Source organism: Kitasatospora sp. NPDC127121, from assembly GCF_042677305.1.
In the GTDB taxonomy this organism is placed as follows: domain Bacteria; phylum Actinomycetota; class Actinomycetes; order Streptomycetales; family Streptomycetaceae; genus Kitasatospora.
In genome coordinates this window covers 24,774-51,051 of the sequence record NZ_JBHXTQ010000033.1, presented here as the reverse complement: position 1 = coordinate 51,051, position 26,278 = coordinate 24,774, and the positions used below count along the sequence as shown (strand labels likewise).

General features: G+C 73.7%; 22 protein-coding genes. 16 read left to right on the top strand and 6 right to left on the bottom strand.

Annotated elements, in window-relative coordinates; genetic code table 11:
- The first annotated feature begins 128 nt into the window (after window positions 1-128).
- Entirely contained in the window at window positions 129-1,316 is a 1,188-nt protein-coding gene (locus tag ACFVHI_RS18280; RefSeq protein ID WP_380340516.1) for an alpha/beta hydrolase, read from the top strand.
- A gap of 166 nt (window positions 1,317-1,482) precedes the next feature.
- Complete coding sequence (locus ACFVHI_RS18275; RefSeq protein WP_380340513.1) at window positions 1,483-2,826, top strand: ABC transporter ATP-binding protein; 1,344 nt, start codon at window positions 1,483-1,485, stop codon at window positions 2,824-2,826.
- Window positions 2,827-2,897: 71 nt separating this feature from the next.
- On the opposite strand, the gene ACFVHI_RS18270 is transcribed toward ACFVHI_RS18275, so the two are convergent.
- Window positions 2,898-3,386, bottom strand: coding sequence for a universal stress protein (locus tag ACFVHI_RS18270; protein ID WP_063346559.1), 489 nt, complete (start codon window positions 3,384-3,386; stop codon window positions 2,898-2,900).
- Between the two features lie 190 nt (window positions 3,387-3,576).
- On the bottom strand, window positions 3,577-5,799 hold the full coding sequence (gene kdpB / locus ACFVHI_RS18265; protein WP_380340510.1) for a potassium-transporting ATPase subunit KdpB: 2,223 nt from the start codon (window positions 5,797-5,799) through the stop codon (window positions 3,577-3,579).
- Window positions 5,800-6,181: 382 nt separating this feature from the next.
- Here kdpB and ACFVHI_RS18260 point away from each other — a divergent pair, with 382 nt between their 5' ends.
- A complete protein-coding gene (locus tag ACFVHI_RS18260) occupies window positions 6,182-6,385 on the top strand; it encodes a hypothetical protein (RefSeq protein ID WP_063346558.1) in 204 nt (67 codons plus the stop codon).
- Between the two features lie 50 nt (window positions 6,386-6,435).
- Window positions 6,436-7,827: a diaminopimelate decarboxylase gene (lysA, locus tag ACFVHI_RS18255; protein ID WP_380340507.1), complete on the top strand. Its 1,392-nt coding sequence runs from the start codon at window positions 6,436-6,438 to the stop codon at window positions 7,825-7,827.
- Between the two features lie 56 nt (window positions 7,828-7,883).
- Here lysA and ACFVHI_RS18250 read toward each other — a convergent pair whose 3' ends face one another.
- Entirely contained in the window at window positions 7,884-8,651 is a 768-nt protein-coding gene (locus tag ACFVHI_RS18250; protein WP_380340505.1) for a maleylpyruvate isomerase family mycothiol-dependent enzyme, read from the bottom strand.
- A gap of 63 nt (window positions 8,652-8,714) precedes the next feature.
- On the opposite strand from ACFVHI_RS18250, the gene ACFVHI_RS18245 reads away from it, so the two are divergent.
- From ACFVHI_RS18245 to ACFVHI_RS18205, 9 genes are all read left to right on the top strand, one after another.
- Window positions 8,715-9,653: a MerR family transcriptional regulator gene (locus tag ACFVHI_RS18245; protein ID WP_380340502.1), complete on the top strand. Its 939-nt coding sequence runs from the start codon at window positions 8,715-8,717 to the stop codon at window positions 9,651-9,653.
- 111 nt (window positions 9,654-9,764) lie between these two features.
- Entirely contained in the window at window positions 9,765-10,358 is a 594-nt protein-coding gene (locus tag ACFVHI_RS18240) for an isochorismatase family protein (RefSeq protein WP_380340499.1), read from the top strand.
- 309 nt (window positions 10,359-10,667) lie between these two features.
- Window positions 10,668-11,402 (top strand): hypothetical protein, encoded by a 735-nt coding sequence (locus ACFVHI_RS18235; protein WP_380340497.1) that lies wholly within the window; start codon window positions 10,668-10,670, stop codon window positions 11,400-11,402.
- 20 nt (window positions 11,403-11,422) lie between these two features.
- Complete coding sequence (locus ACFVHI_RS18230; RefSeq protein ID WP_380340494.1) at window positions 11,423-12,649, top strand: radical SAM protein; 1,227 nt, start codon at window positions 11,423-11,425, stop codon at window positions 12,647-12,649.
- Between the two features lie 201 nt (window positions 12,650-12,850).
- Entirely contained in the window at window positions 12,851-14,194 is a 1,344-nt protein-coding gene (locus tag ACFVHI_RS18225; RefSeq protein WP_380340491.1) for an extracellular solute-binding protein, read from the top strand.
- Window positions 14,191-15,111: a carbohydrate ABC transporter permease gene (locus tag ACFVHI_RS18220; protein ID WP_380340488.1), complete on the top strand. Its 921-nt coding sequence runs from the start codon at window positions 14,191-14,193 to the stop codon at window positions 15,109-15,111. Before ACFVHI_RS18225 ends, ACFVHI_RS18220 begins: the two co-directional genes overlap by 4 nt.
- The gene (locus ACFVHI_RS18215) at window positions 15,108-16,043 is read left to right on the top strand and encodes a carbohydrate ABC transporter permease (protein ID WP_380340486.1); all 936 of its coding nucleotides are present in this window, start codon (window positions 15,108-15,110) and stop codon (window positions 16,041-16,043) included. The genes ACFVHI_RS18220 and ACFVHI_RS18215 overlap by 4 nt, the downstream gene beginning before the upstream one ends.
- Window positions 16,044-16,045: 2 nt before the next feature.
- Window positions 16,046-17,767 (top strand): glycoside hydrolase family 36 protein, encoded by a 1,722-nt coding sequence (locus ACFVHI_RS18210; RefSeq protein WP_380340483.1) that lies wholly within the window; start codon window positions 16,046-16,048, stop codon window positions 17,765-17,767.
- 57 nt (window positions 17,768-17,824) lie between these two features.
- Window positions 17,825-18,901, top strand: coding sequence for a LacI family DNA-binding transcriptional regulator (locus ACFVHI_RS18205; protein WP_380340481.1), 1,077 nt, complete (start codon window positions 17,825-17,827; stop codon window positions 18,899-18,901).
- Window positions 18,902-18,928: 27 nt separating this feature from the next.
- On the opposite strand, the gene ACFVHI_RS18200 is transcribed toward ACFVHI_RS18205, so the two are convergent.
- The gene (locus ACFVHI_RS18200; RefSeq protein ID WP_380340478.1) at window positions 18,929-19,747 is read right to left on the bottom strand and encodes a DeoR/GlpR family DNA-binding transcription regulator; all 819 of its coding nucleotides are present in this window, start codon (window positions 19,745-19,747) and stop codon (window positions 18,929-18,931) included.
- 179 nt (window positions 19,748-19,926) lie between these two features.
- On the opposite strand from ACFVHI_RS18200, the gene galT reads away from it, so the two are divergent.
- A complete protein-coding gene (gene galT, locus ACFVHI_RS18195; RefSeq protein ID WP_380340475.1) occupies window positions 19,927-21,027 on the top strand; it encodes a galactose-1-phosphate uridylyltransferase in 1,101 nt (366 codons plus the stop codon).
- On the top strand, window positions 21,024-22,190 hold the full coding sequence (gene galK, locus ACFVHI_RS18190) for a galactokinase (protein ID WP_380340473.1): 1,167 nt from the start codon (window positions 21,024-21,026) through the stop codon (window positions 22,188-22,190). Before galT ends, galK begins: the two co-directional genes overlap by 4 nt.
- A gap of 57 nt (window positions 22,191-22,247) precedes the next feature.
- On the opposite strand, the gene ACFVHI_RS18185 is transcribed toward galK, so the two are convergent.
- Window positions 22,248-22,961: an NADPH-dependent F420 reductase gene (locus ACFVHI_RS18185; protein ID WP_380340471.1), complete on the bottom strand. Its 714-nt coding sequence runs from the start codon at window positions 22,959-22,961 to the stop codon at window positions 22,248-22,250.
- 383 nt (window positions 22,962-23,344) lie between these two features.
- Between ACFVHI_RS18185 and ACFVHI_RS18180 the strand changes: the two genes are divergently transcribed.
- Complete coding sequence (locus ACFVHI_RS18180; RefSeq protein WP_063346547.1) at window positions 23,345-24,184, top strand: helix-turn-helix domain-containing protein; 840 nt, start codon at window positions 23,345-23,347, stop codon at window positions 24,182-24,184.
- A gap of 107 nt (window positions 24,185-24,291) precedes the next feature.
- On the opposite strand, the gene ACFVHI_RS18175 is transcribed toward ACFVHI_RS18180, so the two are convergent.
- A complete protein-coding gene (locus ACFVHI_RS18175) occupies window positions 24,292-26,169 on the bottom strand; it encodes an acetolactate synthase large subunit (protein WP_380340469.1) in 1,878 nt (625 codons plus the stop codon).
- Between the last annotated feature and the right edge of the window lie 109 nt (window positions 26,170-26,278).

Here is a 26,278-nt window from a genome sequence, read left to right as displayed (position 1 = left end):
CGCCTTCCCGGCGCCCCCTGGTGGGGCCGGCGCGCGCCCCCCTGTTCGCGATGCCACGGCGGGAGTGACGTTCCGTCCCGTCCTGGCTACCCTGGGTCGCGCGGTCGGACGCGCCCCAGGGAGGCCGGATGGGACTCACCAGTCACAAGCTGCTGGCGCTGGTGGCACTGTTCGCGGTGTTCACGGTGCTCGGCACGCTCTGGGTCTGGCCCCGGCTGGCCGTCCGCAGCTGGCCCGCGGTGTTCCTGCGGCTCGGGACGATCGCCGTCACCCAGTTCGCCCTGCTGGCCACCCTCGGGCTCGCCGTCAACGACGACTTCGTGTTCTACAGCAGCTGGTCCGACCTGTTCGGGCGCGACCGTGCGACGGGCGTCATCCAGGCGGGCGGCCCGTCCGGCGGCCCGACCGCCGTCCCCTCCGGCACCCCTTCCGGCACTCCCGGCGGCACCCCGGCCGAGGTACCCGCCGGGGTGCAGGTGCTCGGCACCGCCGAGATCACCGGCGCGGACGGGGCCGACCGCAGCCCGGCCACCATCGGGCGGCTCGACCGGGTCCGGCTGCCCGGCACCACCACCGGGCTCAGCACCGACGGGTACGTCTACCTGCCGCCGCAGTACTTCCGGCCCGGCGCCGAGGCCCGGCACTTCCCGGCCGCCCTGGTGATGACCGGCTTCCCGGGGGACGCCGCCAACCTGGTCACCAAGCTGCGCTACCCGGCGTACGAACTCGACCTGCTGCGCCGGGGGACGATGAAGCCGACCGTCCTGGTGCTGGTGCGCCCCTCTCCGTCGATGCCGCGCGACAGCGAGTGCGAGGACGTCCCGAACGGCCCGCAGGCCCAGAGCTACTTCACCACCGACGTGCCGGCCGACCTGCGCGCCTCCTACCGGGTGCTCGACGGCACCGGCAGCCTCGGCGTGATCGGCGACTCCACCGGGGGCTACTGCGCCGTCAAACTCGGCATGGTCCACCCGGAGACCTTCCCGGTGGCGGTCTCGCTGTCCGGCTACTTCAAGGCCGCCGAGGACGCGACCACCGGCGACCTCTTCGGCGGCAGCCAGCAGCGGCGCGACGAGGCCGACCTGAACTGGCGCCTCGCCCACCTGCCGATGCCCGCCCTCGCCGTCCTCCTCGCCGACAGCAAGGAGGACGGCCACGGCTACGCCGACTCCGTGGCCTTCGCCGCGGCCGCCCGCCCGCCGCTGGTGGTCGCCCAGGCCGTCGTGGAGACCGGCGGGCACAACTTCACCACCTGGACCAGGCTGCTCCCGCCGTCGCTGACCTGGTTGAGTGACCACCTGCACGACCCGCAATGACGCCGGCCGCGCGCCGGCCGCCCCCTGGTGCTGACGGCCGGACGGCGGCCGAGAACGTCGGCGGGGTGGTCACTCCTGAGCCATTGTGTGGCAGGAGGGTTGTCTGGGGGCTCAACTTCAGGGTAGGCAAACCTAAGTGATTTCGGTTCGGGGGAGGACACGCGGAATGACTGTGACCGAGAACCCGACCGCCCGGGTCGACCGGCTCGCCATCGCCCTCGCGGACGGCACCCCGCTGCTCGCCCCGGTCAGCCTCGACCTGCGCCCCGGGCGCGTGCACGCCGTCACCGGCCCCTCCGGCGCGGGCAAGACCACCCTGCTGCACGCCCTCGCCGGCGCCCTGCCACCGGGCGCCCGCGCCACCGGGCTGGTCACCGTCCTCGGTCAGGACGTCCTCGCCCTCGCCCCCGAACCACTGCGCCGGTTGCGCCGCCACCGGCTCGCCCTCCTCGGCGCCCTCTCCGGCGGCCGGCAGCGTCGCGTCGCCCTCGCACGGGCCCTCGCCCGCCGCCCCGACCTGCTGCTCCTCGACGAACCCGGCGCCGGCCTCGACCCCGCGCTGCGGGACGAGATCGCCGACCTGCTGCGCGAACTCGCCCGCCGGCACGGCATCGCCGTCGCGCTCGCCAGCCACGACGCCGCCTTCGTCGCCCGCTGCGCCGACGAGGTGCTCGTCCTCACCCCGGCCCGGCCCGGGGCGGGCGGCGGCGCCGTCCGGGCCGGGGCGAGCCGCACGTCCGGACCGGTCGCGGCGCGCACCGCCGTCGGGCTGGCCGCGCTCGGCGTCGAAGCCCACGTCGGGTACGGGCGCGGGCGGCGCCGGATCCTCACCGGGGTCGACCTGCACCTCGCGCCCGGCAGCTGCACCGGCATCGTCGGCCCCTCCGGCGCGGGCAAGACCACCCTCGCCCGGGTCCTCGCCGGGCTCCACCCGCCCACCGGCGGCACCCTCACCCTGGACGGCGCCCCGCTGGCCGGCTCGCACCACGCCCGTACCCGCGAGCAGCGCCGCCGCGTCCAACTCGTCCCGCAGAACCCGCTCGGCGCGCTCAACCCGGCCCGGACCGTCGGCGCCACCCTCACCCGGCCGCTGCGGCTGCACCACACCACCCCGCACGAGCAGTGCCCCGGCCGGGTCGCCGAACTGCTGGCCGCCGTCGGCCTCCCCGCCGACCTGGCCGCCCGGCACCCGCACGAGCTGTCCGGCGGCCAGCGTCAACGCGTCGCCATCGCCCGGGCGATGGCGGCCGAACCGGACGTCCTGCTGTGCGACGAGGTGACCTCCGGGCTGGACGCCGACACGGCCGTGGGCATCATGACCCTGCTGGGCCGGCTGCGCGCCGAGCGCGGGGTGGCGCTGACACTCATCGGCCACGACCCGCTGCTGGTGCGTGAACACGCGGACGCGGTGGTGCAGTTGGGGGCGTCGCCGGGTCGGGCCTTGACCAGGGGCCCTGGTCCGGCGCGCCCGGGCACGATGGCGCCCGCCGGCTCGGCGTGGGTGAGGTGACGCGTCGAGCCGGCGGGCGGGTTCGGGGGAGTTGCTGTCAGGGCCTGTCCGGCGAGATCCGCGGGACGGGACTAGGCACGCCCGAGCAGCGGGAGCGGTGCCCCGGTGCGGGCGGGGAGTTCGAGCCGGGTCAGCAGCGCGGAGGGCGACACCTCGACCACCCGGCAGCCCGCGCGGTGGCGGCAGTGCCGGGCCACCGAGCCGTGCCGCAGCCGGTCGAACCGGCGGCGGGTGGCGGCACCGAGGACCAGCAGGTCCTCCGGCCCGGTGACGGCGCCGACCAGGGCCGGCCCGGGCTCGGCCTTGACCACCAGCGGGTGGATGACCAGGCCGGCCGGGTAGCCGCCGTAGGCCTGCTCGAAGGCGATGTCCAGCCGCCGCCGGGCGGCGTGCTCCAGTTCGGACAGCGGGCGCAGGCCGTCGCGTTCGCCCGCGTTCCACGCGGCCACCGGCACCAGCACGGCCTCGCTGCGGGCCGCCTCGCCGACGGCGTGGTAGAGGGCGGCCAGACTGCTCAGTGATCCGCTCAGGCCGACGATCACTCGGGTGGTCCCGGTCATGGCCGTTCGCCTCCGTTTCTCCGGTCGGGTGTTCCCGGTTCCGTACTCCTTGGTTCGGATGATTCCAGTGAACCCCGGAACCGGGCCGTCCGTACCGCCGCTGATGGCTCCATGACGCCGGTCGCACACTTCTTGACGTCCTTCTGACAGCTCCGGCGTGCGGCGCGCGGCGCGCGGTGCGCCGTGCGCCTCAGCCGAGGCCCGGCACGAACTGGATCAGCAGGTCGATCGCCTTGATGCCGAGGAACGGCAGGATCAGCCCGCCCAGCCCGTACACCCGCAGGTTGCGGCGGAGCAGGTCGGTGGCGGAGGCGGGCTGGTAGCGGACGCCGCGCAGGGCCAGCGGGATCAGCGCGACGATGATCAGCGCGTTGAAGATGATCGCGGAGGCGATCGCCGAGGTCGGGCTGTGCAGTTCCATGATGTTGAGGTGGTGCAGCCCGGGGTAGGCGTTCGCGAACATCGCGGGGATGATCGCGAAGAACTTGGCCACGTCGTTGGTGATCGAGAAGGTGGTCAACGCGCCACGGGTGATGAGGAGTTGCTTGCCGACCCGGATGATGTCGATCAGCTTCGCCGGGTTGGAGTCGAGGTCGACCATGTTGCCGGCCTCCTTGGCGGCCGGGGTGCCGGAGTTCATCGCGACCCCGACGTCGGCCTGGGCGAGGGCGGGGGCGTCGTTGGTGCCGTCGCCGGTCATCGCGACCATGTTCCCGGCGGCCTGCTCGCGGCGCAGGTGGGCGAGCTTGTCCTCGGGGGTGGCCTCGGCGAGGAAGTCGTCCACCCCGGCCTCGGCGGCGATGGCACGGGCGGTGAGCGGGTTGTCGCCGGTGACCATGACGGTGCGGATGCCCATCCTGCGCAGTTCGGCGAAGCGCTCGGCGATGCCCTCCTTCACCACGTCCTTGAGCTCGACCACGCCCAGCGCGCGGGCGCCGTGCCGGTCGTGGACGGCGACCAGCAGCGGGGTGCCGCCGGCCTCGGCGATCCGGTCCACCAGCGGCTTGGCCTCCATCGGCATCCGCCCGCCGGACTCCACCACCCAGCGGGCGACGGCGCCGGCGGCGCCCTTGCGGATCAGGCAGTTCGTCCCGTCGGGCCAGGTCAGGTCGACGCCGCTCATCCGGCTGTGCGCGGTGAACGGGACGGGCCGCTGCTCGCCGAGTTCGCCGGGGGCGCGGGGCGGCACCCAGTACTGGCGGTTCGTCAGTTCGACGAGTGAGCGCCCCTCCGGGGTCTCGTCCGCGACGGATGCCAACTGGGCGGCCTCGGCGAGCTGTTCGGTGCTCGCGCCGGGCAGCGGGTGCAGTGCGACGGCCCGGCGGTTGCCGTGGGTGATGGTGCCGGTCTTGTCGAGCAGCAGCACGTCGACGTCCCCGGCGGCCTCGACGGCCCGGCCGGACAGGGCGACGACGTTGCGCTGGACCAGCCGGTCCATCCCGGCGATGCCGATCGCGGACAGCAGCGCGCCGATGGTGGTCGGGATGAGCGCGACCATCAGGGCGACCAGCACCACGGTGGTCTGCGGCGCGTGCGCGTAGATCGCCATCGGCTGGAGCGAGACCACCGAGAGCAGGAAGACGATGGTGAGCGAGGCGAGCAGGATGTTGAGCGCGATCTCGTTCGGGGTCTTCTGCCGGTTGGCGCCCTCCACCAGGGCGATCATGCGGTCGACGAAGCTCTGCCCGGGCCGGGAGGTGACCCGGACGACCAGGTGGTCGGAGAGCACCCTGGTGCCGCCGGTGACGCCGGTGCGGTCGCCGCCGGACTCGCGGATCACCGGCGCGGACTCCCCGGTGATCGCCGACTCGTCGACGGAGGCCACCCCCTCGACCACCTCGCCGTCCTGCGGCACGACCTCGCCGGCCGGCACCAGCACCACGTCGTGCAGCATCAACTGCTCGGCGGGGATCACCTCGTGGCGGTGGTCGCGGGTGCCGACCCGCCAGTGCAGCAGCCGCCGGGCGGTCGTCCCGGCCTGGGTGCGGCGCAGCGACTCGGCCTGCGCCTTGCCCCGGCTCTCGGCGACGGCCTCGGCGAGGTTGGCGAACAGCACCGTCAGCCAGAGCCAGAAGCCGATCACCCAGGCGAACACGCTCGGGTGGATCACCGCGCTGAGCGTGGTGAGCGCGGAGCCGGTCTCCACCACGAGCATCACCGGGTTGCGCATCATGGTGCGCGGGTGGAGCTTGCGGACGGCGGCGGGCAGGGCCTCGGTGAGCTGCCGGCGGGTGATGAGCCGGCGGCGGCCGCCGTCCGGGCCGGTCGGCCGGTGGCTCGGGTGGTGCTGCGGTTGGTGCGGCCGGTCGTCCGGTCGGTCGTGCGGGGGTTGCTCGCGGACGCCCTCCGGGCGGCGGAACCAGTCGGTTCGGGGCGTGGTGGTGTCCGGGGGAGTGAGGGCCGAACGGCGCATCGTCTCGGAAGACCTTCCGGGCCGCCCCGGGCTGCGGGGCAACGGGGCGGCGGGCTCGGTGGCGGCGGGGACGGCGGCCAGCCCACCATCGGATCCGCGCCCGCCACGCGCCTCTTGACGCGGGCTTGGCGTGCGGGCGGCCGTCCTTGACGGCTCCCTGACATCCGGACCGGGTGGGCGTTCGGTGGCTCGTACGGACGTTCGGGTGCGCGTGCGGCCGTACGGGTGACGGTCGTGGCAGCGGATGTCAGGAAGGCGTCAAGGACGCCCGGCGGAGCGTAGGCCACGCGTCAAGGCCCGGTGCGATCGGCGTCCGGTGGGCATCCACTGGAACCGAGGGCCGCACACAGCGGCCCGCCCGCCCGAGCCCGAGGAGCCTCCCGTGAGCAGCACGATCGCCACCGCCGTCGACCAGTCGCCGCGCCGCCTGGTCCGCCTGGTGCCCGCCGGTGTCCGGCAGGACCGACAGGAACGGCATGAGCTTCAGGACAGCCCCGAGCCGCCCGAACCGGCGCCCGCGCCCACGGTCGGCCACGACCGCGGCCGCCCGGCGCACTGCCGGATCGCGATGCAGTTCGAGGACTGACCCCGCCCACCGCGTGCCGCAACCCCGCCCCGCCCCGTAGGAGTACCGCCATGACGCAGCTGACCGCCCCGTCCGTCCCCTCCACCGTCCCCGCCCCCTCCACCGGCACCTCCACCGCCCGCCCCGACGCCCCGGCCGTCGACGCGCTCGGCGGCCCCTGGCCGGCCTCGGCGCGGCCCGGCCCCGGCGGCGACGTGCTGGTCGGCGGGGTGGGGCTGGCGGAGGCGGCCGAGCGCTTCGGCACCCCGCTGTACGTCCTGGACGAGGCCGAGGTGCGCAACCGCGCCCGGGCCTACCGGCGGGCGCTGCCGCACGCCGAGGTGCTGTACGCCGCCAAGGCGTTCCTGTGCAGCGCGATGGCCGACTGGGTGGCCGAGGAGGGCCTGGGTCTGGACGTCTGCTCCTCCGGCGAGCTGTGGCTGGCCGCCTCGGCCGGCTTCCCGGCGCAGCGGATCCTGCTGCACGGCAACGCCAAGTCCCCGGAGGAACTGCGGCTGGCCCGGCGGCTGCGGGTCGGGCGGATCGTGATCGACGGCCCGGCGGAGATCGCCCGGCTCGCCGCCCTGGTGGCCGCCGACACCCCGCAGCGGGTACTGGTCCGGGTCGTCCCGGGGATCGCCGCCGGGCACCACACGGCGGTTCAGACGGGGGTGGGCGGGCAGAAGTTCGGCTTCCCGATCGAGGGCGGCGACGCGGCCGACGCGATCGCCCGGGTGCTCGACCAGCCCGGGCTCGAACTGGCCGGCCTGCACTGCCACCTGGGCTCGCAGATCACCGAGGTCGAGCCCTACCTCCAGGCGGTGGACGCGCTGGTGCGGCTGCTCGCGGAGATCCGGGAGCAGCACGGTGTGGAACTGCCCGAACTGGACCTCGGCGGCGGCCACGGCATCCGCTACCTGCCGGGGGACGCCGAGTTCGACGTCGCCGACTTCGCCGTCCGGGTGACCGACCGGCTGGCGGTGCGCTGCGCCGAGGCGGGCCTGGAGGTGCCGCGGCTGATCGTCGAGCCCGGCCGTGCGCTGGCCGGCCCGGCCGCCGTCGCCGTGTACCGGGTGCTGTCGGTGAAGCACACCGCGGACGGCCACTGCTTCGCCGCCGTGGACGGCGGGATGAGCGACAACCCGCGCCCGGCGCTGTACGGATCGCCGTACAGCGTCCGCCTGGTGGGCCGCCGCTCGGAGGCGGGCGCGGCCCGGGTGGACGTGGTCGGCCGGCACTGCGAGGCCGGCGACGTCCTGGTCCGCGACGCCGTCCTGCCCGCCGACCTGCGCGCGGGGGACCTGCTGGCCGTCCCGGCGGCCGGGGCGTACCAGCTGTCGATGGCCTCCGGCTACAACCTGGTCGGCCGCCCGGCGGTGGCCGCCGTCAAGGACGGCCGGGCCCGCCTGCTGATCCGCCGGGAGACGGTCGAGGACTTCCGCCTCCGCGAGGTCGGCCGGTAGCCGAACGCCGTCGCGCGAGAAGTCGGGCCGGCCGACTTCTCGCGCAACTCTGGCGGTTAGAACGCTGTGTGGGTCAACCAGTGGTCCAGCAAGGCGCGGTCGCCCGTCACCGCCACCCGGTCGTCCTGCGGCGGGAGGCGGCGGGAGACCACCAGCATGAGGTCCGCCACCGCGCCCGACACCACCACGTCGGCCTCGACCGGCCCGCGCTCCCACCGCAGCGCCTCGGGCGCCCTGGTGATCACCCAGCCCTCCCCGGACCTCGGCCGGAACCCGACCCGCTCGCCCCGGCCGCGCAGCCCGGCCGCCGCCGGCCTGACCGACTCGAAGGCCGGCGTGCACAGCAGGTCGAGGTTCTCGCTGATCACGTCGGCCGCGAGGTCGTCGGCGATCTCGAACGCGGTGCCCGTCGCCGACGCGGCGTCGTAGTGATGGACGCAGGTGTCGCTCAGCTGCCTGCGGAGCCAGAACGCCGCCGGCCGTGGCCCGAAGAACGTGGGCAACTCGGTGTCCGCGCCGGTCTCCTGGACCGCGCGGACCAGGTCCTCCGCGCCCTCGCGCAGCCACCGGGCCCACCCGTCCGGGGCGCCGGGGTCGGCCTGCCACGGGTCGGGGACGGGCAACTGCCCGCGCGTACGGACGAGTTCGGCCGCCCACCGGTGCTCCTGGCCGAGGTGCCCGACGAGGGTGCGCAGCGGCCACTGCGGGCAGGTGGGCACTGGGGTGTCCGGGTCCCTTCCGGCGACCGCGCGGCCTGTCTTCGCGCTCTGCTCCCGCAGTCCCTCCATGAGCCGTGCGGTGTCCAGCGTCGACGTCATCGCCATCGCGATGCTCCTCTCTCGGGGTTACCTGGATACGGTAGGAACTCCAGTCCGGTGGAGGTTCAAGTGCCTTTGCTCGATGAGACGTTGGGGATCGGCGAGCTGGCCCGGCTGACCGGCGTGCCGGTGCGCACCATCCGCTTCTACTGCGACGAGGGCATCGTCGACTCGGTGCGCAGCACGGGCGGGCACCGCAGGTTCGACCAGGTGGCCGTGGAGCGGCTCGGCCTGGTCCGACGGCTGCGCAGGCTCGGGCTCGGGCTGCCCTCGATCAGGCAGGTGCTCGCCGGCGAACGCTCCGTGGCCGAGGTCGTCGCCGCCGAGCGGGCCGTGCTCGACGTGCGGCTCGCGGACCTGGCCTGGCGGCGGGCCTCGCTGCGCGCGGTCGAGGAGGCCGGACCGGCCGACCGGGCCGCCAGGCTGGAGCTGCTGGCCGCTATGGAGGGCGGGGGAGCCGCCCGGGACGCGCTGATCGACTTCTGGAGACGTGCGATGGTCGCCCCGGTGTCGGAGGCGATGCTCACCGCGTTCGTGGCGATCGCCGTACCCGAGCCGCCCGCCGACCCGACCCCGCCGCAGGTGGTCGCGTTCGCCGAGCTGTTCGCCCTGGCCGGGGACCGGGAACTGAGCCGAGGCCTGCTGGCCAGGGCGCGGGCCGGCGCCGCACTGATCGCCGACGAGGACGAGCTGGTGAGCGGGATCGGCGAGGCGTGCGCGCTGGCCCAGCCCCTGGTACGGGCGGGTGAGCCGCCCCGGGTGGGCCCCGCACTCGACCGGTTCGTCGCGGCCCACGCCTCCGTCCGCGGCGACCGTGACACCCCGAAGTTCCGAGGCCGCCTGCTGGCTTACGTGGCTGTGGACCGGGACCGGCGGATGCGCCGCTACTGGCGGCTCGTGGCCGAGGCGGGCGGGGATCCGGTCACGGTCGGCCTGTCCTACCTGTGGCTGACCGACTCCCTCGAACGCTCCGCTGCGGGCCTTGGCGATGCTGCTGGGGCGTGCTGATCGCCGCGCCAGGCCCGTCCGGGTGAACGCCAGCCCGGGTTGCTTCGTCCACGCACCTCGAAGGCGTCAAGCTGGCCGCGAAATCCCGTACCCCCGAGGAAAGGCCGGTCGATGGCTCGCGCGCTGATCGTGGTGGATGTGCAGAAGGACTTCTGTGAGGGAGGGAGCGTCCCGGTCGGCGGGGGCGCCGACCGGGCCCGGGCGATCGCCGAGTTGGTCCAGGGCCCGGAGCGGGAGGGCTGGGCGCGGGTGGTCGCGACCCGGGACCACCACATCGACCCGGGCCCGCACTTCTCGGCGCAGCCGGACTTCCGGGAGTCCTTCCCGGTGCACTGCGTGGTCGGCAGCGAGGGCGGCGAGTTCCACCCGTCCTTCGCGCCCGCCGTCGACGCGGGCGCGGTGGACGAGGTGTTCTTCAAGGGCGCGCACTCGGCGTCCAAGAGCGGGTTCGAGGGCTTCGCGGCGGACGGCACCCGGCTCGCCGACTGGCTGCGCGGCCAGGGCGTGGACGCCGTGGACGTGGTCGGGATCGCCACCGACCACTGCGTGAAGGCGACGGCGCTGGACGCCGTGAAGGCCGGGTTCGCGACCAGGGTGCTGCTGGACTACACGGCGGGCGTGGCCACCGAGACCACGGTCACCGCCCTCGGCGAACTCCGCCAGGCGGGCGTGGACCTGACGGGCACGCCGGTCGTGCTGACCTGATGAGGTTTGCGCGAGAAGTCGGCCCGGCCGACATCTCGCGCAAGTGTGATGTCGGTGCGGTGGGGGCGCTGGCGTTCGTCGGGCTGGATGCCCACCCGATCTACGTGCGGCGGGCGGCGCTTGAGTGACTGGTTGAGACCGCTTGTGTCGGTCCGTCAGCTGTGGTGTGTGAGATATGTGGTGCAAACGCGACCATTTGTGGCGGGTCGCTGTTAGGGTGCCCATCTGAACGCCAACTCTCCATGATGTGAGCAGTCTTGGAAGAGATGGCGTCGACTCCACGTCCGTAGCCGACACCCGAGGAAGCGCGTGAGACCCGAAGACGTCCCCCGGCTGTTCCAGGAGCTGGCCCGCGAGTTCGCGGACGTGACCGGCATGTCAGTGGCGGCGACCGGTTCGTTGGCCCGTGGCGACCACCGCACCGGGCCCACCGGTGACATCGTCTCCAACCTCGACCTGATCCACGTCGTGGCCGACGGGGCCGACGTGCCGGAGGTCCGGGCCGTGGTGGGGCGGACGATGCGGCGGATCTCCGACACCTTCCGGATCGAGACGACGTCCGTCATAGCCATGCTCCCGGCGTTCCGGCTGGCCGGGCACGCCCACTACCGGATCAGCATGCGGCCCGAGTGGTTCTGCGACGGCCTCGGGCTCGGGTCGGAGGCCTTCGACCGTTCCGGCCGCGACGAGGACGACCCGGGCGCGGCGCTGGCCTGGATGATGCAGCCCGTCCCCTACTACCTGGCCAAGGCGACCATCCTGGACCCGACGACCAACCTCGCCAAGGCCCGCAGGGCGGCGATGCGGCTGGCCGACCGGTTCGACCTGGAGGACATGCGCGAGGGCCTCGACGACCTGCCGGGTTCGCTGCGCACCTTGATCGCCGAGCACGACATCACCCCGCTCGACTCCACCGCCCGCTACCTCGCGACCCCCACCCACCCCGCCATCGCGCAGCTCGTCCGCGACGCCGTCTTCGTCGAGGGCATGGGCCTGTCGTCCGCCGACTCGATGGTCATCATGCTGCCGTCCGCCCCGAACTGACCCGTACCGGAGAACACCGAATGCCCACCCGGCAGCACGTGGAGATCCTGCCCCCGCACCCGTTGCGGGCCGGCTACGACCGGGCCCTGGAACGAGGCTCGATAGCCGACGCGTTCCAACGGCGCCTGGAGCCCGCCAACTTCACCCCCGGCTACCTCGGCGCCCTGACCGAGCGGGTCGAACAGGCCCTGGGCCAGGACCGGGGGGACGAGACCATGCGGTGGCGCCTGGCCTTCCTCCTGCTCCAGAACAACGCCACCGCGGCCGCCGTCGAACGGGCCGAGGAACTGCTCGCCGGCGCCACCCTCCCGCAGGCCGTCCGCCTGGCCCGGCTGGTGGCCGGGATCCGCGGCCGGGCCGACCAGTCGCGTACCGGCCGCCGCGTCCGGCGGGTCAACTGGTCGATCAACAACCGCTGTCCGATGTCCTGCCAGGGCTGCTACAACCCGTTCGCGGCGGAGCAGATCGACCTCGACCAGGCCAGGCGGATCGTCGGGAAGCTGGCCGCGCACGGGACCACCGACCTGGTCCTGGCCGGCGGCGACCCGCTGCTGTGGCCGCCGGTCTTCGACGTGGTCGACGACGCCATCGCCAGTGGCCTCAAGGTCGGCCTCGACACCACCGGCTACACGCTCACCGCCGAGAAGCTCTCCCGGCTCCACGGCCTGTCCTCGCTGCGGCTGCCGCTGGACGCCGTCACGCCGGAGGTGCAACGCGCCTTCCGCCGGAGTCCGGACGACAGACTCCTCGACGCGCTGCTGGAGTCCCTCGCCCTGTGCGACGCCGAGGGCTTCGACCGGGTGCGGGTGCACACGGTGGCGAGTGCCGAGAACCTCCACCAACTGCCGGAGCTCGCCGCGGAGGTGCTGTCCCACCCGTCGGTCGCCCAGTGGGTGATCTTCCAGTGGTGGGGCCGGCGGGCCTCGCCAGCCACGGTGCGCAGGCTCGGCGTGGCGGTGGAGGAGGTCCGCGCGGTCGTCGACGGGATCCGGCGCGACCACCCCGGCCGGGAGATCCACCTCGCGGAGAGCAGCGAGCGGGAGCTGCTGAACTGGATGATCCAGTCGAGCGGGCAGGTGGTCACCTTCGGGTCGGGTGCGGAGGAGGAGTTCATCCTGGGCAACCTCCTGACCGACGAGGTCGAGGAGATCCTGACCCATCCGATCCTGGACTTCGAGGCCATGGCGCGGGGGATCCCGGTCACCCCGGGGACCGTGTTCGGCGCTCCGGACGCCGCGCGGGGATAACAGAACGGTTTCGGAGCCCACCCTCCCCGCGCCCAGGTCTTGACGGCGTGGGGAGGGTGGGCGTTTGCTGTGACCCGCCCGTTCGAACCTGTTTGGTTCTGGTCTGTTTTGTGTATTTGAACGTTCAAAACCCCCTCCTTCTTGCCTCGCCACACCCTTCCTGCCTCAACCCTTCCTCGCCACCCCTCAGAGAGGAATGCAATGTCACACCTTTCCCGTCGTGATCTGCTCCGAGCCTCAGGAGCGGGCCTGCTGGCCCTGACCGCCGGCGGCACGCTCGCAGCCTGCGGCGACTCCGGCTCCGGGGGCGCCTCGGGCGGGGACGCCGACAGCGGCAACATCACCGTCTGGTCCTGGGCCACGGCCGCCGAAGCCCTGCGCGGGATCGTCCCGGCCTTCGAGAAGGACAACCCGGGGATCAAGGTCGACGTCCAGGACATCGGCGAACCGGCCATCTGGGACAAGATCACCGTCGGCCTGGCGGCCGGCGGCCAGGGCCTCGGCGACGTGCTGCACATCGGCTGCGACTACCTGCCCGGGTACCTGGAGAAGTTCCCCGGCGGCCTGGCCGACCTCTCCGCGCTCGGCGCCGACGCGCACAAGGACAAGTTCGCCAAGGGCCTGTGGCCCGTCGTCAGCGGCAAGGACGGCCACGCCTACGCGCTGCCCTGGGAGGTCAACCCGCTCGGCTTCTTCTACCGCAAGGACTACTTCGACAAGGCGGGCATCGACCCCGAGTCCCTCGCCACCTGGGACGACCTGCTCGCCGTGGCCGACCGTTTCAAGGCCGCCAACCCCGGCGTCGCCCTGATCGGCATCAACAGGGCCGCCAACCCCACCCCCGACCTGGACTTCGTCCAGGGCCTGATGCAGCTCCAGGGCGCCTTCTACTTCGACCTCCAGGGCAAGATCACCGTCGGCTCGGAGCCGGCCGTGCGCGCCCTGACCATCGTCAAGCGGCTGGACGAGGCCGGGCTGATCGGCGACACCCCCGGCGTCCAGAGCTGGCCGCCCGTGATGAAGGCCGGCAAGCTCGGGGTGGCCGCGATGCCCGCCTGGGTCGCGCACTACCTGGAGAAGAAGATCCCCGACCAGAGCGGCAACTGGCGTCTCGCCAAGCCCCCGGCGGTCACCCCCGGCGGCAAGCGCACCGCCCTGGTCAACTCCACCCACCTGGCCGTCGCCGCCTCCAGCCCGCGCCGCCGCGCCGCCTGGAAGTTCGTCGAGTACACGGTCACCCGCCCGGCCTCGGTGAACGCCATGTTCAACGCGGGCGGCGTCTTCCCGGCCCTCACCGAGGCCTACACCGACCCGCTGTACGCCGCGCCGAGCGCCTACTACGGCGGGCAGCCGGTGCTCAGGACCTTCGCCGACCTCGCCATCGAGGGCGGCTACCCCACCAACTACTCCGGCGACTACGCCCGCGCCCTCAAGCTCGTCAGCGACGCCCAGGTCAGGGTCCTCCTCAAGGGCGCCGACCCGGCCGCCGTCCTCCAGGACGCCGCCAAGCAGCTCGCCCAGCAGACCGGGCGCGGTATCGCATGAGTGCCGCCAGCCCGCCCGCCGCCCTCACCAGGAGGTCCGCAGCGCCGCGCCGGTCCCGCCGGCGGCGCGCCGCCGTACCGTACCTGCTGCTCGCCCCCGCCCTGCTGACCTTCGGCGTGTTCAAGGCCTACCCGGTCGTCGAGTCGCTGCTGCTGTCCTTCACCACCGGCTCCGGCGCGGCCACCCGCGACGCCGGCCTCGCCAACTACCGGCGCCTGCTGGACGACCCGCTGTTCTGGACGGCCCTGTCCAACACCGGCGAGATCCTCGTCATGCAGGTCCCGCTGATGCTCGGACTGGCCCTGCTGATGGCCGTCGGCATCAACTCCGCGCTGGTGCGCTGGCGCACGGTGTGGCGGCTCGGCGTCTTCATGCCCTCGGTCACCGGCCTGGTCGCCACCGGCGTGATCTTCGCCTACCTGCTCAAGACCGACGACGGCGCGGTCAACTGGGTGCTGAACGCCGTCGGCCTGCCCTCCGTCGACTGGATGGGCCAGCCCGTCTGGGCCCGGACGGCCGTCGTCGTGGTGCTCACCTGGCACTACACCGGCTACAACGCCGTCATCTACCTCGCCGGACTCCAGTCCATTCCACGGGAGTTGTACGAGGCCGCGATGGTCGACGGCGCCGGACCGATCCGCCGCTTCACCTCCGTCACCGTCCCCGCGCTGCGCCCGGTGCTGCTGTTCACGGTCGTGCTCTCGACCATCGGCACGCTCCAACTCTTCGACGAGCCGTACGTGCTGACCGGTGGCGGGCCGGACAACGCCACCCTGACCGTCTCCATGTACCTGTACCAGAACGGCTTCCGGTACTACGACTTCGGCTACGCCTCCGCCATCGCCTACGCGCTCACCCTGCTCGTGACGGTGCTCGGCGCCGTCCAGATGCGCCTGATGGGAGACCGCGACAAGTGACCTCTAAGAGTGAGACCTCCAAGCGTGAGACCTCCAAGCGCGAGACGCCGAAGCGCGAGACTCCGAAGCGCGAGACCTCCAAGAGTCAGGCCTCCGAGCGCGTGAACCCCCTCAAGAGGCTGCGCGGCTGGCCGCTGACCTTCCTCCTCGCCGGCATCACCGGGCTGTCGATCGCCCCCTTCTACTGGCTGGTGGTCGCCTCCACCCGCAAGGACACCGAGGTCTTCGACTGGCCGCCCAAGCTGCTGCCCGGCGGGAGCCTCGGCGAGAACCTGAGCCACCTGGAGCAGAAGATCGGCCTGCTCAGGGTGGTCGGGAACTCCCTGCTGGTGGCGGGGGTCCAGACGCTGGGTGCCCTCGTCGTGGCGCTGCTCGCGGGCTACGCCTTCGCCAAGTTCCGCTTCCGCGGCCGGACCCTGCTGTTCGCCCTGCTGTTCTCCACCCTCGTGGTGCCCGAACAGGTCACGCTGGTGCCGCTGTTCAAGATGATGACGAACTTCGGCCTGCTGGACACCTACCAGGCGCTGATCCTGCCCGGCCTGTGCGTGCCCTTCGCGATCTTCCTGATGCGGCAGTCGCTGAGCAGCCTGCCGGACGAACTCCTGGACGCAGCCCGGGTCGACGGCGCGGGCGAGTTCCGGGTGCTGTTCAGCGTGGTGGTGCCGGTCATGAGGCCCGTGCTGGCCGCCCTCTCGATCTTCCTCTTCCTCGGCTCCTGGAACCAGTTCGTCTGGCCGCTGATCGCTCTGCGCAGCCCCGCGATGCACACCCTGCCCGTCGCCCTCGCGACCCTGCACGGCAACAAGAGCAACACCGACTACGGCGCGATCCTCTCCGGCACCGCGCTGTCCACCCTGCCGATGATGGTCCTCTTCCTGGTCCTCCAGCGGCAGTTCATCTCCGGCCTGCTGGCCGGCGCCACGAAGGGCTGAACATGACCGAGATCTGGGAACCGCACGCCCCCGCCGTCGCCGGCGGCCTGCGTCCGCTCTACGCCGACGGCCTGGACCTGCGGGTCAGCGGGAACGCGAGCGCCCGCGGGGCGGGCGACGGAATCGTCGAGGTGACCGCCGAGGGGGAGGGCGACGTCCGGATCGAGTGGCGGGTGCCGTGCGTGGACGCCACCGCGTTCTGGACGCCCGAGCCGCGCGGCACCGGCCGGCTGCCCGCCGCGTGGAGCGCCCCGCGCCGCACCGGCCTGGCCAACGGCGCACCGATCGCCGCTCTGATCGGCACCGGCGACCTCGCGGTCTGCGCCTTCGCCGCCGAGCGCGTCGACGTCCTGGCCGGCGCCGGAGTGCTGGAGGAGACCGGCGAGTTCCGCTTCTGGGCCCAGGCCGCCGGCCGGCTGACCGTCCGCATCGACACCTCCCGCAGGCACTTCGCGCGCTGCCTTGCCGACCTCGCCGCCTGGTGGTGGGCCGGCCGTGCGGCCGACATCCCCGCCATCCCCGAGGCCGCCCGCCGCCCCGCCTACTCCACCTGGTACTCGATGCACCAGGACGTCTCGCCGAAGGCCGTCGAGACCCAGGCCGCGCTCGGCAAGGAGCTCGGCATGGACGTCATCATCGTCGACGACGGCTGGATGACCGCCGACCGCACCCGCGGCTACGCGCACTGCGGCGACTGGGAACCGGTCTCGCTGCCCGACACCGCCGCCCATGTCCAGCGCGTCCACGACCTCGGCGTGCAGTACATGCTCTGGTTCGCGCTGCCGTTCATCGGCAAGGACAGCGCCGCCTTCGAGGCGATCGGCCGCTACGCGCTCGCCGACGCCGCCCACATGGGCGCGATCGTCGCCGACCCGCGCTACCCCGAGGTCCGCGCGTTCCTCGCCGGCCGGCTCGCCCGCGCCGTCGAGGAGTGGGGCATGGACGGGCTGAAGGTCGACTTCGTCGACTGGTTCGCCCGCGCCGACGCGCCGGAGGCCGGGCCCGAGGCCGACTGCGCCACCGTGGACGAGGGCGTCGAGCGGCTGCTCGCCACGATCCGCAGCCGGATCACCGCGGTCAAGCCGGGGGCGATGATCGAGCACCGCCAGCCGTACGTCAGCCCCGGCCTGTGGCCGTACGTCACCATGGTCCGCGCCACCGACTGCCCGCTCAGCCCGCAGGAGAACCGGCAGCGCACCATCGACGTGCGGCTCGCCGCCGGGCCCGTCCCGGTCCACGCCGACATGCTGATGTGGCACCCGGCCGAGCCGCCCGAGCAGATCGCCTGCCACCTGATCAACGTGCTGTTCTCGGTGCCGCAGGTCTCCGTCGACCTCGCCGCGCAGAACCCCGGGCAGCGCGAGGCGGTCGCCTTCTGGCTCGGCGTCTTCCGCGAGCACGTCGCCACCCTGCAGCTCGGCGAGCTGCGCCCGGCCCGGCCTGACCTCGGCTACCCGATGGTCACCGCCGTCGGCGGCGGCACCGTCGCGGTGGCCCGCTACGCCGCGCTGCCGGTGGACGTCTCCGGTGCGCACTGGCGCACCCTGCTGGTCGCCAACGCCGACGCCGACCCGGACGTCCGGCTCACCGGCGGCGGCGGGACGGCCGAGGCCACCGTGCAGGACGCCCGAGGGCGTATCGTCCGGCAGGGCGAGGTCGAGCTCGACCGGGCGGGCGGCATCACCGTGCCGCGCGGCGGGCTGCTGACCCTGCGCCGTCCGTAGAGCCGAGCGGTAGAACCGAGCACCCGTCAGACCCGAGCAGCCGTCCTGGAGCCTCCGATGCCCGAGGGAACACCCCGACCGCGCCGCGGCGCCACCACCATCGAGGAGGTGGCCCGCGCGGCCGGGGTGTCCCGGCAGACCGTCTCCAACGCGCTCAACGCCCCCCAGCGGGTCCGCCCGGACACGCTGGCCCGGGTGACCGCGGCGATCCGCGAACTCGGCTACCAGCCCGACCAGTCGGCGCGCTCGCTGCGCAGCGGCGCCCGGCGCACCCTCGGCTACCTCGCCCCGGTGGACGACCCGTTCGACCCCAACCCGCTGATGGCCGGCTTCCTGGAGGCGCTGGTCGACGCGGCGGGGGCGCAGGGGCAGCGGGTGCTGCTCTTCCGTCCGGGGCAGGGCTTGGCTCAGGACGCGGCCCAGGACGCGGCCCAGGGCGGGGCTCAGGACGCGGCCGGCCCGCTGGCGGCCATCGACGAACTGGTGGCCGCCCGGCAGGTCGACGGGCTGGTGCTGGCGGACGTGCTGGGCGACGACCCCCGGATCGGGCACGTCGTCCGGGCCGGCCTCCCGTTCGTCACCTTCGGACGGACCGGCCCGGGGCAGCCCCAGCACTGGGTCGACATCGCCAACGACACGGCGATGGCCGTGGTGGTGCGGCACCTGGCGGCGCTCGGCCACCGCCGGATCGGGTACGTCGGCCGCGCCGAGGACCTGCCGTGGATGGCCGCCCGGCGGGCGGGCTTCCTCGCCGAGGCGGCCCGGCTGGGCCTGTCCGCGGTGACGGCGGCGCGGCCGGACGTCGCGGCCGTGCGGGAACTGCTGCGCGGGCCCGAGCGGCCGACCGCCTTCGCGGCGGGCAGCGACCTGCTGGCGCTGGACGTCTACGAGGCGGTCCGGGCGGAGGGATTGGCGGTCGGGCCGGCGGGGGTGGCGGTCACCGGCTTCCACGACACGCCGCTCTGCCGCCACCTGCACCCGGCGCTGACCTCGGTGCGGCTCCCGCTGCGGACGATCGCCGCCGCCCTGGTGGAGCGGCTGCTCGGCCAGGTGCGCGGGGAGGCGCCGCCGGCGGGCGGGCTGGAGCTGGCCGCCGAGCTGGTGGTGCGGGCGAGTTCCCGGACGGGTCCTTAGAGCCTGTCCGGCAGATCCGTCGGAGGACTAGTGGCCCTGCTCCCCGGTCGGCGCGACGATCAGCTCGCCGACCAACTGGGCTGCCGCCGCGCGGTGTTCGGCCGCCAGTGCGTCGTCGGTGACCAGCACGTCCAGTTGCTCCAGTGCGGCGAAGGAGGCCAGGCCGACCGCGTTCCACTTGGTGTGGTCGGCCACCACGACGACCCGGCGGGCGGACTGGAGGAAGGTCCGGTTGGTCTCCGCCTCGGCCAGGTTCGGGGTGGTCAGCCCGGTCTCGGCCGAGAGGCCGTGGCAGCCCATGACCAGCACGTTGACGTGCAGCGAGCGGATCGCCTGGTCGGCGACCGGCCCGACCAGCGCGTCGGAGGGCGTGCGGACGCCGCCGGTGCGGATCACCGTCGCGGTGGCGGGGGTGCCGTCCTCGTCGGGTTCCTCCAGCAGCTCCGCGATCCGCAGCGAGTTGGTGACCACGGTGAGGCCCTCGACGGCGCGCAGCTGCCGGGCGACCGCGAAGGTGGTCGTCCCGGCGGCCAGCCCGACCGCCGAGCCGGGCGGCACCAGGGCGGCGGCGGCCCGGGCGATGGCCTCCTTGGCGGGCAGCTGCCAGTTGGCCTTGGTCTCGAACCCGGGCTCGCCGCTGGCCGCCGCCTCCGTCCGCACCGCCCCGCCGTGCACCTTGTGCACCAGCCCGCGGCGGGCCAGCGCGTCCAGGTCGCGGCGGATGGTCATGTCGGACACCCCGAGGTCCCGGACCAGTTCGGTCACCCGGACGCCGCCGCGCGCGCGGACCCGCTCCAGGATCAGCACGCGGCGCTGTCCGGCGAGCGGTTGGGCGCTGTCAGCCATCGGGGGGCTCCTCGGGTCGGTGTGGTCCGCGTGACCGGCCGTCTGTCCGTCCGGCCGTCCGGCCGTCCGGCGGGCCACGGTCACCGCCATCATGGCAGGCGCGGACCCCTTCCGGACAGCCAGGCCTGATGGATAATGTTGGATATTGTTGTTTCATGTCGGATAGAGGGAAGAAGGCCATGGCCGGGACCCTGACCCAGCCCACCGCCAAGACCGTGACCACACTCGCGGACGGGCGACAGCTGATCTACTACGACAGCGGCGAGGCCGTCCCCCGGGACGCCGTCGACCTGCGCCCGCTCGATCCGCCCGCCCACGGCTCCGAGGTCCGGCTCGACCCGGCCACCGGAGCCTGGGTCACCGTCGCCGCGCACCGCCAGGCCCGCACCTACCAGCCCCCCGCCGAAGAGTGCCCGCTCTGCCCCTCCCAGGACGGCCGGTACAGCGAGATCCCCGCCGACGACTACCAGGTGGCCGTCTTCGAGAACCGCTTCCCCTCGCTGGCCGGCCCCCCGGCGGCGCTGGAAGGCGCCGACGGACTGCGGGTCAGCGGCCCCGGCGCCGGGCGCTGCGAGGTGGTCTGCTTCACCGCCGACCACGACGCCTCCTTCGCCGACCTCGACGAACGGCGGGCCCGCCTCGTCCTCGACGCCTGGACCGACCGCACCGCCGAACTCGCCGCCCTCCCCGGCGTCCGGCAGGTCTACTGCTTCGAGAACCGGGGCGCCGAGATCGGCGTCACCCTCGCCCACCCGCACGGCCAGATCTACGCCTTCCCCTTCACCACCCCGCGCACCGCCCGGATGGCCGCGCGCGCGGCCGAACACCGCGCCGCCACCGGCCGCAGCCTCTTCGACGACCTGCTCGCCGCCGAACGCGCCGACGGCGCCCGGGTGGTGCTCGCCGGAGAGCACTGGACGGCCTTCGTCCCCTTCGCCGCCCGCTGGCCGTACGAGGTGCACCTCTACCCGCACCGCCGGGTCGCCGACCTGACCGGCCTGGACGAGCCGCAGCGCGCCGAATTCCCTCGCCTCTACCTGGAGTTGCTGCGCCGCTTCGACCGCCTCTTCGGCGCCGGCCGCACCCCGTACATCTCCGCCTGGCACCAGGCGCCCGCCGGCCAGGAGGACGAACTCGCGCTCCACCTGGAGCTGTTCACCATCCGGCGCGCCGCCGACAAGCTCAAGTTCCTGGCCGGGGTGGAATCCGGCATGGACGCCTTCGTCAACGACATCACCCCCGAGGACGCGGCCCGCCGGCTGCGGGAGGTAGCCCCGTGAACACGCCTGTGAACGCCGCTGCGAACATCTCCGCGGACACCTTCGAAGAGCTCCACGGCCACGCCCCCGAGGGGGAGTGGGCCGCCCCCGGCCGGGTCAACCTGATCGGCGAACACACCGACTACAACCTCGGGTTCGTGCTGCCGATCGCCCTCCCGCAGGCCGTCCGCGCCCAGGCCCGGCGCCGCGACGACGGCCGGCTGCGGCTCTGGTCCGCCCAGGGCGACGGGGTGGTCGCCGACCTGGCCGTCGCGGACCTGGCCCCGGGCTCGGTGCCCGGCTGGGCGGCCTTCCCGGCCGCCGTGGTGTGGGCGCTGCGCGACGCCGGGCACCCCGTCGGCGGCGCCGAGTTCCGGCTGGAGAGCGACGTGCCCGGTGGTGCCGGGCTGTCCTCCTCGGCCGCCCTGGAATGCGTCGTCGCGATCGCGTACAACGACCTGTACGGGCTGGGGCTGTCCGCGCCCGAACTCGCCCTGATCGCACAGCGGGCCGAGAACGACTTCGTCGGCGTCCCCTGCGGGATCATGGACCAGATGGCCTCGATGTGCTGCCGCCCGGGCGCCGCCCTGCACCTCGACAGCCGGGACCTGACGATGCGGCAGGTGCCGCTGGACCTCGCCGGCGCCGGCCTCGCCCTGCTGGTCCTCGACACCCGGGTCAAGCACGACCTCGGCGACGGCGCCTACGCCGCCCTGCGGGCCGGCTGCGAGCGGGCGGCTGCGCTGCTCGGACTGCCCGCGCTGCGCGAGCTGACGCCCGCCGGCCTGCCGGCCGCCCTGCCCCGACTCCCGGAGGAGCTGAGGCCGTTGGTGCGCCACGTGGTCACCGAGAACGAGCGCGTCACGGCCGCCGTCGCCCACCTGGACGCCGGTCGGCCCGCCGCGCTCGGCCCGATCCTCACCGCCGGCCACGCCTCGCTGCGCGACGACTACCGGGTCTCCTGCCCCGAGACCGACCTCGCCGTCGAGGCCGCCCTCGCCGCCGGCGCCCACGGCGCGCGGATGACCGGCGGCGGCTTCGGCGGCTCGGTGATCGCCCTCGTCGACGCACCGGCCGCCGACGCCGTCGCCGCCGCCGTCACCACCGCGTTCCGCGCGGCCGGCTACGCCGCCCCGCGCACCCTCACCGCCGTCCCGGCCGAGGGGGCCCGCCGCACGGGCTGACCGGGCCCGTCGAGGTCGGCGCGGGTCACGGCTTCCCGGGAGCACGCCTTCCCGGGGTCACGCCTTGTGGTCCGCCGGGCGCTCCGGAGACGCCTCCGCGAGCGCCCGGGTGACGGCCTCCACCCCGGCGCGCAGCCCGTACACCGGCGTGCCCGGCTGCTGCCGCCAGGACTCGTCGATCCCGCCCGCGTCCACCGTGTCGAAGCCCAGCTCGTCGATCAGCGCCCGCACCACGCGCTTGGCCGCCTCGTCGTCCGCCGCCACCGGCACGGCGATCCGCTCGGGATCGCCCTCCGGCCGCGGCCGCTCCAGCAGGTCCTGCGCGTAGGTGCCGTTGAACGCCTTCACCACGGGGTGGCCGAGGTGCCGCTCCGTCCACCGGCTCTCGGTCAGCCCGTCGTCCTCGATCTCGTCGATCCGGCCGTCGCGCTGCTGCGGGTAGTAGTTGCCGGTGTCGATCACCGCCGCGCCCGCGGCCGCGCCGTCCAGCAGCCCGGCCGGCAGGTCCGGCACGTTCTTCAGCGGCACCGTCACCACCACGACCTGTGCCCCGCGCGCCGCCTCGGTGGCCGGTACGGCCGTCGCGCCCGTCTCCTCGGCCAGGGCGGCCAGCGACTGCGGACCGCGCGAGTTGGCCACCGAGACGTCGTGCCCGAGCGCCGTCAGCCGTCGGGTCAGGTTGCCGCCGATGTTGCCCGCACCGATGATGCCGATCTTCATGTCAGACCCCTGTTCGCGAGTGTCACACGCTTGTCGTCCTGCCCCAACCACCCGGTGGCGCCGTCGATTCCCGGTGCAGGGTGGTTCTTCCGGACCCAGGGCCGGGCCGGGCCTGGCCCCGGCTCCACGGCCGTCGGGAGAGTGGGTGCCATGACCGACAACGCCATGACCCGGGATCCCGTCGACCCCCGGGACTCCGTCGACCCCTGGGAATCGCCGACCGCACCGTCCTGATCACCGGCGGCACCAGCGGCATGGGCCTCGCCACCGCCCGCCGCCTCCTCGCCGCCGGCGACCGGCTGCTCGCTGTCCAGGCCGTCGCGGGCTGACGTCCGGCTTGATCCCCGGCTGGTCCCCGGCCGCGTGCGGTGCCGGCGGTGCCTGGTCCTGGCAGGGCCAGGCACGGCGGCCCCCTCCGGGAGAGAATCATCCCTATGAACGCGACCAGTGCCCTGAGCGAGTTCCTCCGCACCCGCCGCGCCCAGCTGCGGCCCGAGGACGTCGACCTGCCCGACTACGGTGGCCGCCGCCGGGTCGCCGGGCTCCGCCGCGAGGAGCTCGCCCACCTCGCCGGGGTCAGCGTCGACTACTACACCCGCCTCGAACAGGGACGCGTCGGCAACCCCTCCGAAGCCGTCCTCGACGCCGTCGCCCGCGCCCTGCAACTCGCCCCCGACGAGTCCGGCCACCTCCACCGCCTCGCCCGCCCCACCCGCCGTGCGCCCCGCCGCCGCACCGCCCCGCAGCAGCCCCGCCCCTCCCTGCTGCGGCTGCTCGACCAGCTCGACCACGTCCCGGCCCTGGTGATGGGCCACCGGATGGACGTCCTGGCCTGGAACCGCGCGGCCGTCGCGCTGTTCGGCGACTACGGCGCCCTGCCGGTCGAGGACCGCAACATCGCCCGCTGCACCTTCCTCGACCCCGCCTCGCGCGAGCTCTACGGCGACTGGACGGCCTGCGCCCGCGAGAACGTCGCCTTCCTCCACCTGGAGGCGGGCCGCCGCCCCCACGACCCCCTCCTCGCCGAACTCGTCGGCCAACTCTGCGTCCACAGCGAGGAGTTCCGTCACCTCTGGGCCGAACACCCGGTCGCCGACAAGACCTCCGGCCGCAAGCTCTTCCACCACCCCATCGCCGGCCCCCTCGACCTCGCCTACGACACCCTCCGCCCCGCCGACGACCCAGACCAGGCCCTCGTCACCTACACCGCCGACCCGCACACCCCGTCGGACGACGCCCTGCGCCTCCTGCTCTCCTGGGCGGCGAGCCGCTGAGCGGCCTGCTCCGACGGCCGCCTGCCTGAAGGGCGCGAGAAATAAGACCGGCCGTAGGCCCTCGCGGGGGTCGAGGGCCTACGACCGGGGTTCAGGGGGGACAGGACCTAGTCGAGGTCGTCGCCGAAGTCGGGGCGGACGCCCTTGGCGAACTGGATCTCGTCGTTGCTGGTGCCGGCCGCGACCATCGGCCAGACCATGGCGTCCTGGTGGACGATGAAGTCGATGACGACCGGGCGGTCGTTGATCTCCATCGCCTGCTTGATGACGGCGTCCAGGTCCTCGGGGCGCTCGCAGCGCAGGCCGACGCAGCCCATCGCCTCGGACAGCAGGACGAAGTCGGGGATCCGGGTGCCCTGGGCCGGCGGCGCGATGCCGTCGTGGTCGGGGCCGGCGTGCAGCACGGTGTTGGAGTAGCGCTGGTTGTAGAACAGCGTCTGCCACTGGCGGACCATGCCGAGCGAGCCGTTGTTGATGACCGCGACCTTGATCGGGATGTCGTTCAGGGCGCAGGTGGCCAGTTCCTGGTTGGTCATCTGGAAGCAGCCGTCGCCGTCGATGGCCCAGACCGCGGTGTCCGGCCGGCCGGCCTTGGCGCCCATCGCGGCGGGGACGGCGTAGCCCATGGTGCCCGCGCCGCCCGAGTTGAGCCAGGTGCCCGGCTTCTCGAAGCGGATGAACTGCGAGCTCCACATCTGGTGCTGGCCGACGCCCGCGGCGTAGATCGCCTCCGGGCCGACCAGCCGGCCGATCCGCTCGATGACCTGCTGCGGGGAGAGGCGGCCGCCCGGGGCGGGCTCGTAGCCGAGCGGGTAGGTCTTCTTCCACTCGTCGAGCTTGTCCCACCACTGCGAGTAGTCGCCCTTGTGTCCGGCGTCGAACTCGGCCTGGACGGCGACGATCAGATCGGCCAGCACCTCGCGGGCGTCGCCGACGATCGGCACGTCGGCGGGGCGGTTCTTGCCGATCTCGGCCGGGTCGATGTCGGCGTGGACGACCTTGGCGTGCGGGGCGAAGCTTTCCAGTTTGCCGGTGACGCGGTCGTCGAAGCGGGCGCCGAGGGTGAACAGCAGGTCGGTTTTCTGGAGTGCGGTGACGGCCGGGACGGAGCCGTGCATGCCGGGCATGCCCAGGTGCTGCGGGTGGCTGTCGGGGAAGGCGCCGAGGGCCATCAGGGTGGTGACCACGGGGGCGCCGGTCAGTTCGGCGAGGATCCGCAGCTCGGTGGTGGCCTGTGCCTTGATCACGCCGCCGCCGACGTACAGGACCGGGCGCTTGGCGCCCACCAGCATCTTCGCGGCCTCGCGGATCTGCTTGGCGTGCGGCTTGGTGACCGGGCGGTAGCCGGGCAGCGAGGGCTCGATCTGCCGATGCCTTGTCAGGCCCTGGAGGGCGTCCTTGGTGATGTCGACGAGGACGGGGCCGGGGCGGCCGGTGGCGGCGATGTGGAAGGCCTCGGCGATCACCCGGGGGATTTCGTCGGGGTCGGTGACCAGGTAGTTGTGTTTGGTGATCGGCATGGTGATGCCGCAGATGTCCGCCTCCTGGAAGGCGTCCCTTCCGATCAGGGTCGAGGGGACCTGGCCGGTGATCGCGACGATCGGCACGGAGTCCATGTAGGCGTCGGCGATCGGGGTCACCAGGTTGGTCGCGCCCGGGCCGGAGGTGGCCATGCAGACCCCGACTCGGCCGGTGGCCTGGGCGTATCCGGTGGCGGCGTGGCCGGCGCCCTGCTCGTGGCGGACCAGGATGTGGCGCACCTTGGCCGAGTCCATCAGCGGGTCGTACGCGGGAAGGATGGCCCCGCCCGGGATGCCGAAGACGGTGTCCACTCCGACCTCTTCGAGTGCACGGATCAATGCCTGGGCGCCGGTCGTCCCGGACTCCGCGGGCGTGGTCCGTGCGTCGGGGGTGACCGGCGCGGGGGTCGATTCGGTGGTCTCGGTGCTGTGGGTGGTCACGGGGGACTCGCTCAACTGGGTCATCTGGCAATCTCTCGGTTTCGTCGACGTGGTGGTCCCGCGGGGAGTGCGGGGTGGTGTCCGTGGCCGGGGCCGCTGCGGTGCGCGGCGCCGTTGGGCGGCCAGGGACGTG

Bases quoted from the DNA above. Each gene is read 5' to 3' on its own strand.
- ACFVHI_RS18280 (WP_380340516.1), top strand. From the start codon at position 129: ATGGGACTCACCAGTCACAAGCTGCTGGCGCTGGTGGCACTGTTCGCG.
- ACFVHI_RS18230 (WP_380340494.1), top strand. From the start codon at position 11,423: ATGCCCACCCGGCAGCACGTGGAGATCCTGCCCCCGCACCCGTTGCGG.
- kdpB (WP_380340510.1), bottom strand. From the start codon at position 5,799: ATGCGCCGTTCGGCCCTCACTCCCCCGGACACCACCACGCCCCGAACC.
- galT (WP_380340475.1), top strand. From the start codon at position 19,927: ATGGCCGGGACCCTGACCCAGCCCACCGCCAAGACCGTGACCACACTC.
- lysA (WP_380340507.1), top strand. From the start codon at position 6,436: ATGACGCAGCTGACCGCCCCGTCCGTCCCCTCCACCGTCCCCGCCCCC.
- ACFVHI_RS18210 (WP_380340483.1), top strand. From the start codon at position 16,046: ATGACCGAGATCTGGGAACCGCACGCCCCCGCCGTCGCCGGCGGCCTG.
- ACFVHI_RS18275 (WP_380340513.1), top strand. From the start codon at position 1,483: ATGACTGTGACCGAGAACCCGACCGCCCGGGTCGACCGGCTCGCCATC.
- ACFVHI_RS18200 (WP_380340478.1), bottom strand. From the start codon at position 19,747: ATGGCTGACAGCGCCCAACCGCTCGCCGGACAGCGCCGCGTGCTGATC.
- ACFVHI_RS18240 (WP_380340499.1), top strand. From the start codon at position 9,765: ATGGCTCGCGCGCTGATCGTGGTGGATGTGCAGAAGGACTTCTGTGAG.
- ACFVHI_RS18220 (WP_380340488.1), top strand. From the start codon at position 14,191: ATGAGTGCCGCCAGCCCGCCCGCCGCCCTCACCAGGAGGTCCGCAGCG.
- ACFVHI_RS18270 (WP_063346559.1), bottom strand. From the start codon at position 3,386: ATGACCGGGACCACCCGAGTGATCGTCGGCCTGAGCGGATCACTGAGC.
- ACFVHI_RS18180 (WP_063346547.1), top strand. From the start codon at position 23,345: ATGAACGCGACCAGTGCCCTGAGCGAGTTCCTCCGCACCCGCCGCGCC.
- ACFVHI_RS18250 (WP_380340505.1), bottom strand. From the start codon at position 8,651: ATGGCGATGACGTCGACGCTGGACACCGCACGGCTCATGGAGGGACTG.
- ACFVHI_RS18175 (WP_380340469.1), bottom strand. From the start codon at position 26,169: ATGACCCAGTTGAGCGAGTCCCCCGTGACCACCCACAGCACCGAGACC.
- ACFVHI_RS18205 (WP_380340481.1), top strand. From the start codon at position 17,825: ATGCCCGAGGGAACACCCCGACCGCGCCGCGGCGCCACCACCATCGAG.
- ACFVHI_RS18225 (WP_380340491.1), top strand. From the start codon at position 12,851: ATGTCACACCTTTCCCGTCGTGATCTGCTCCGAGCCTCAGGAGCGGGC.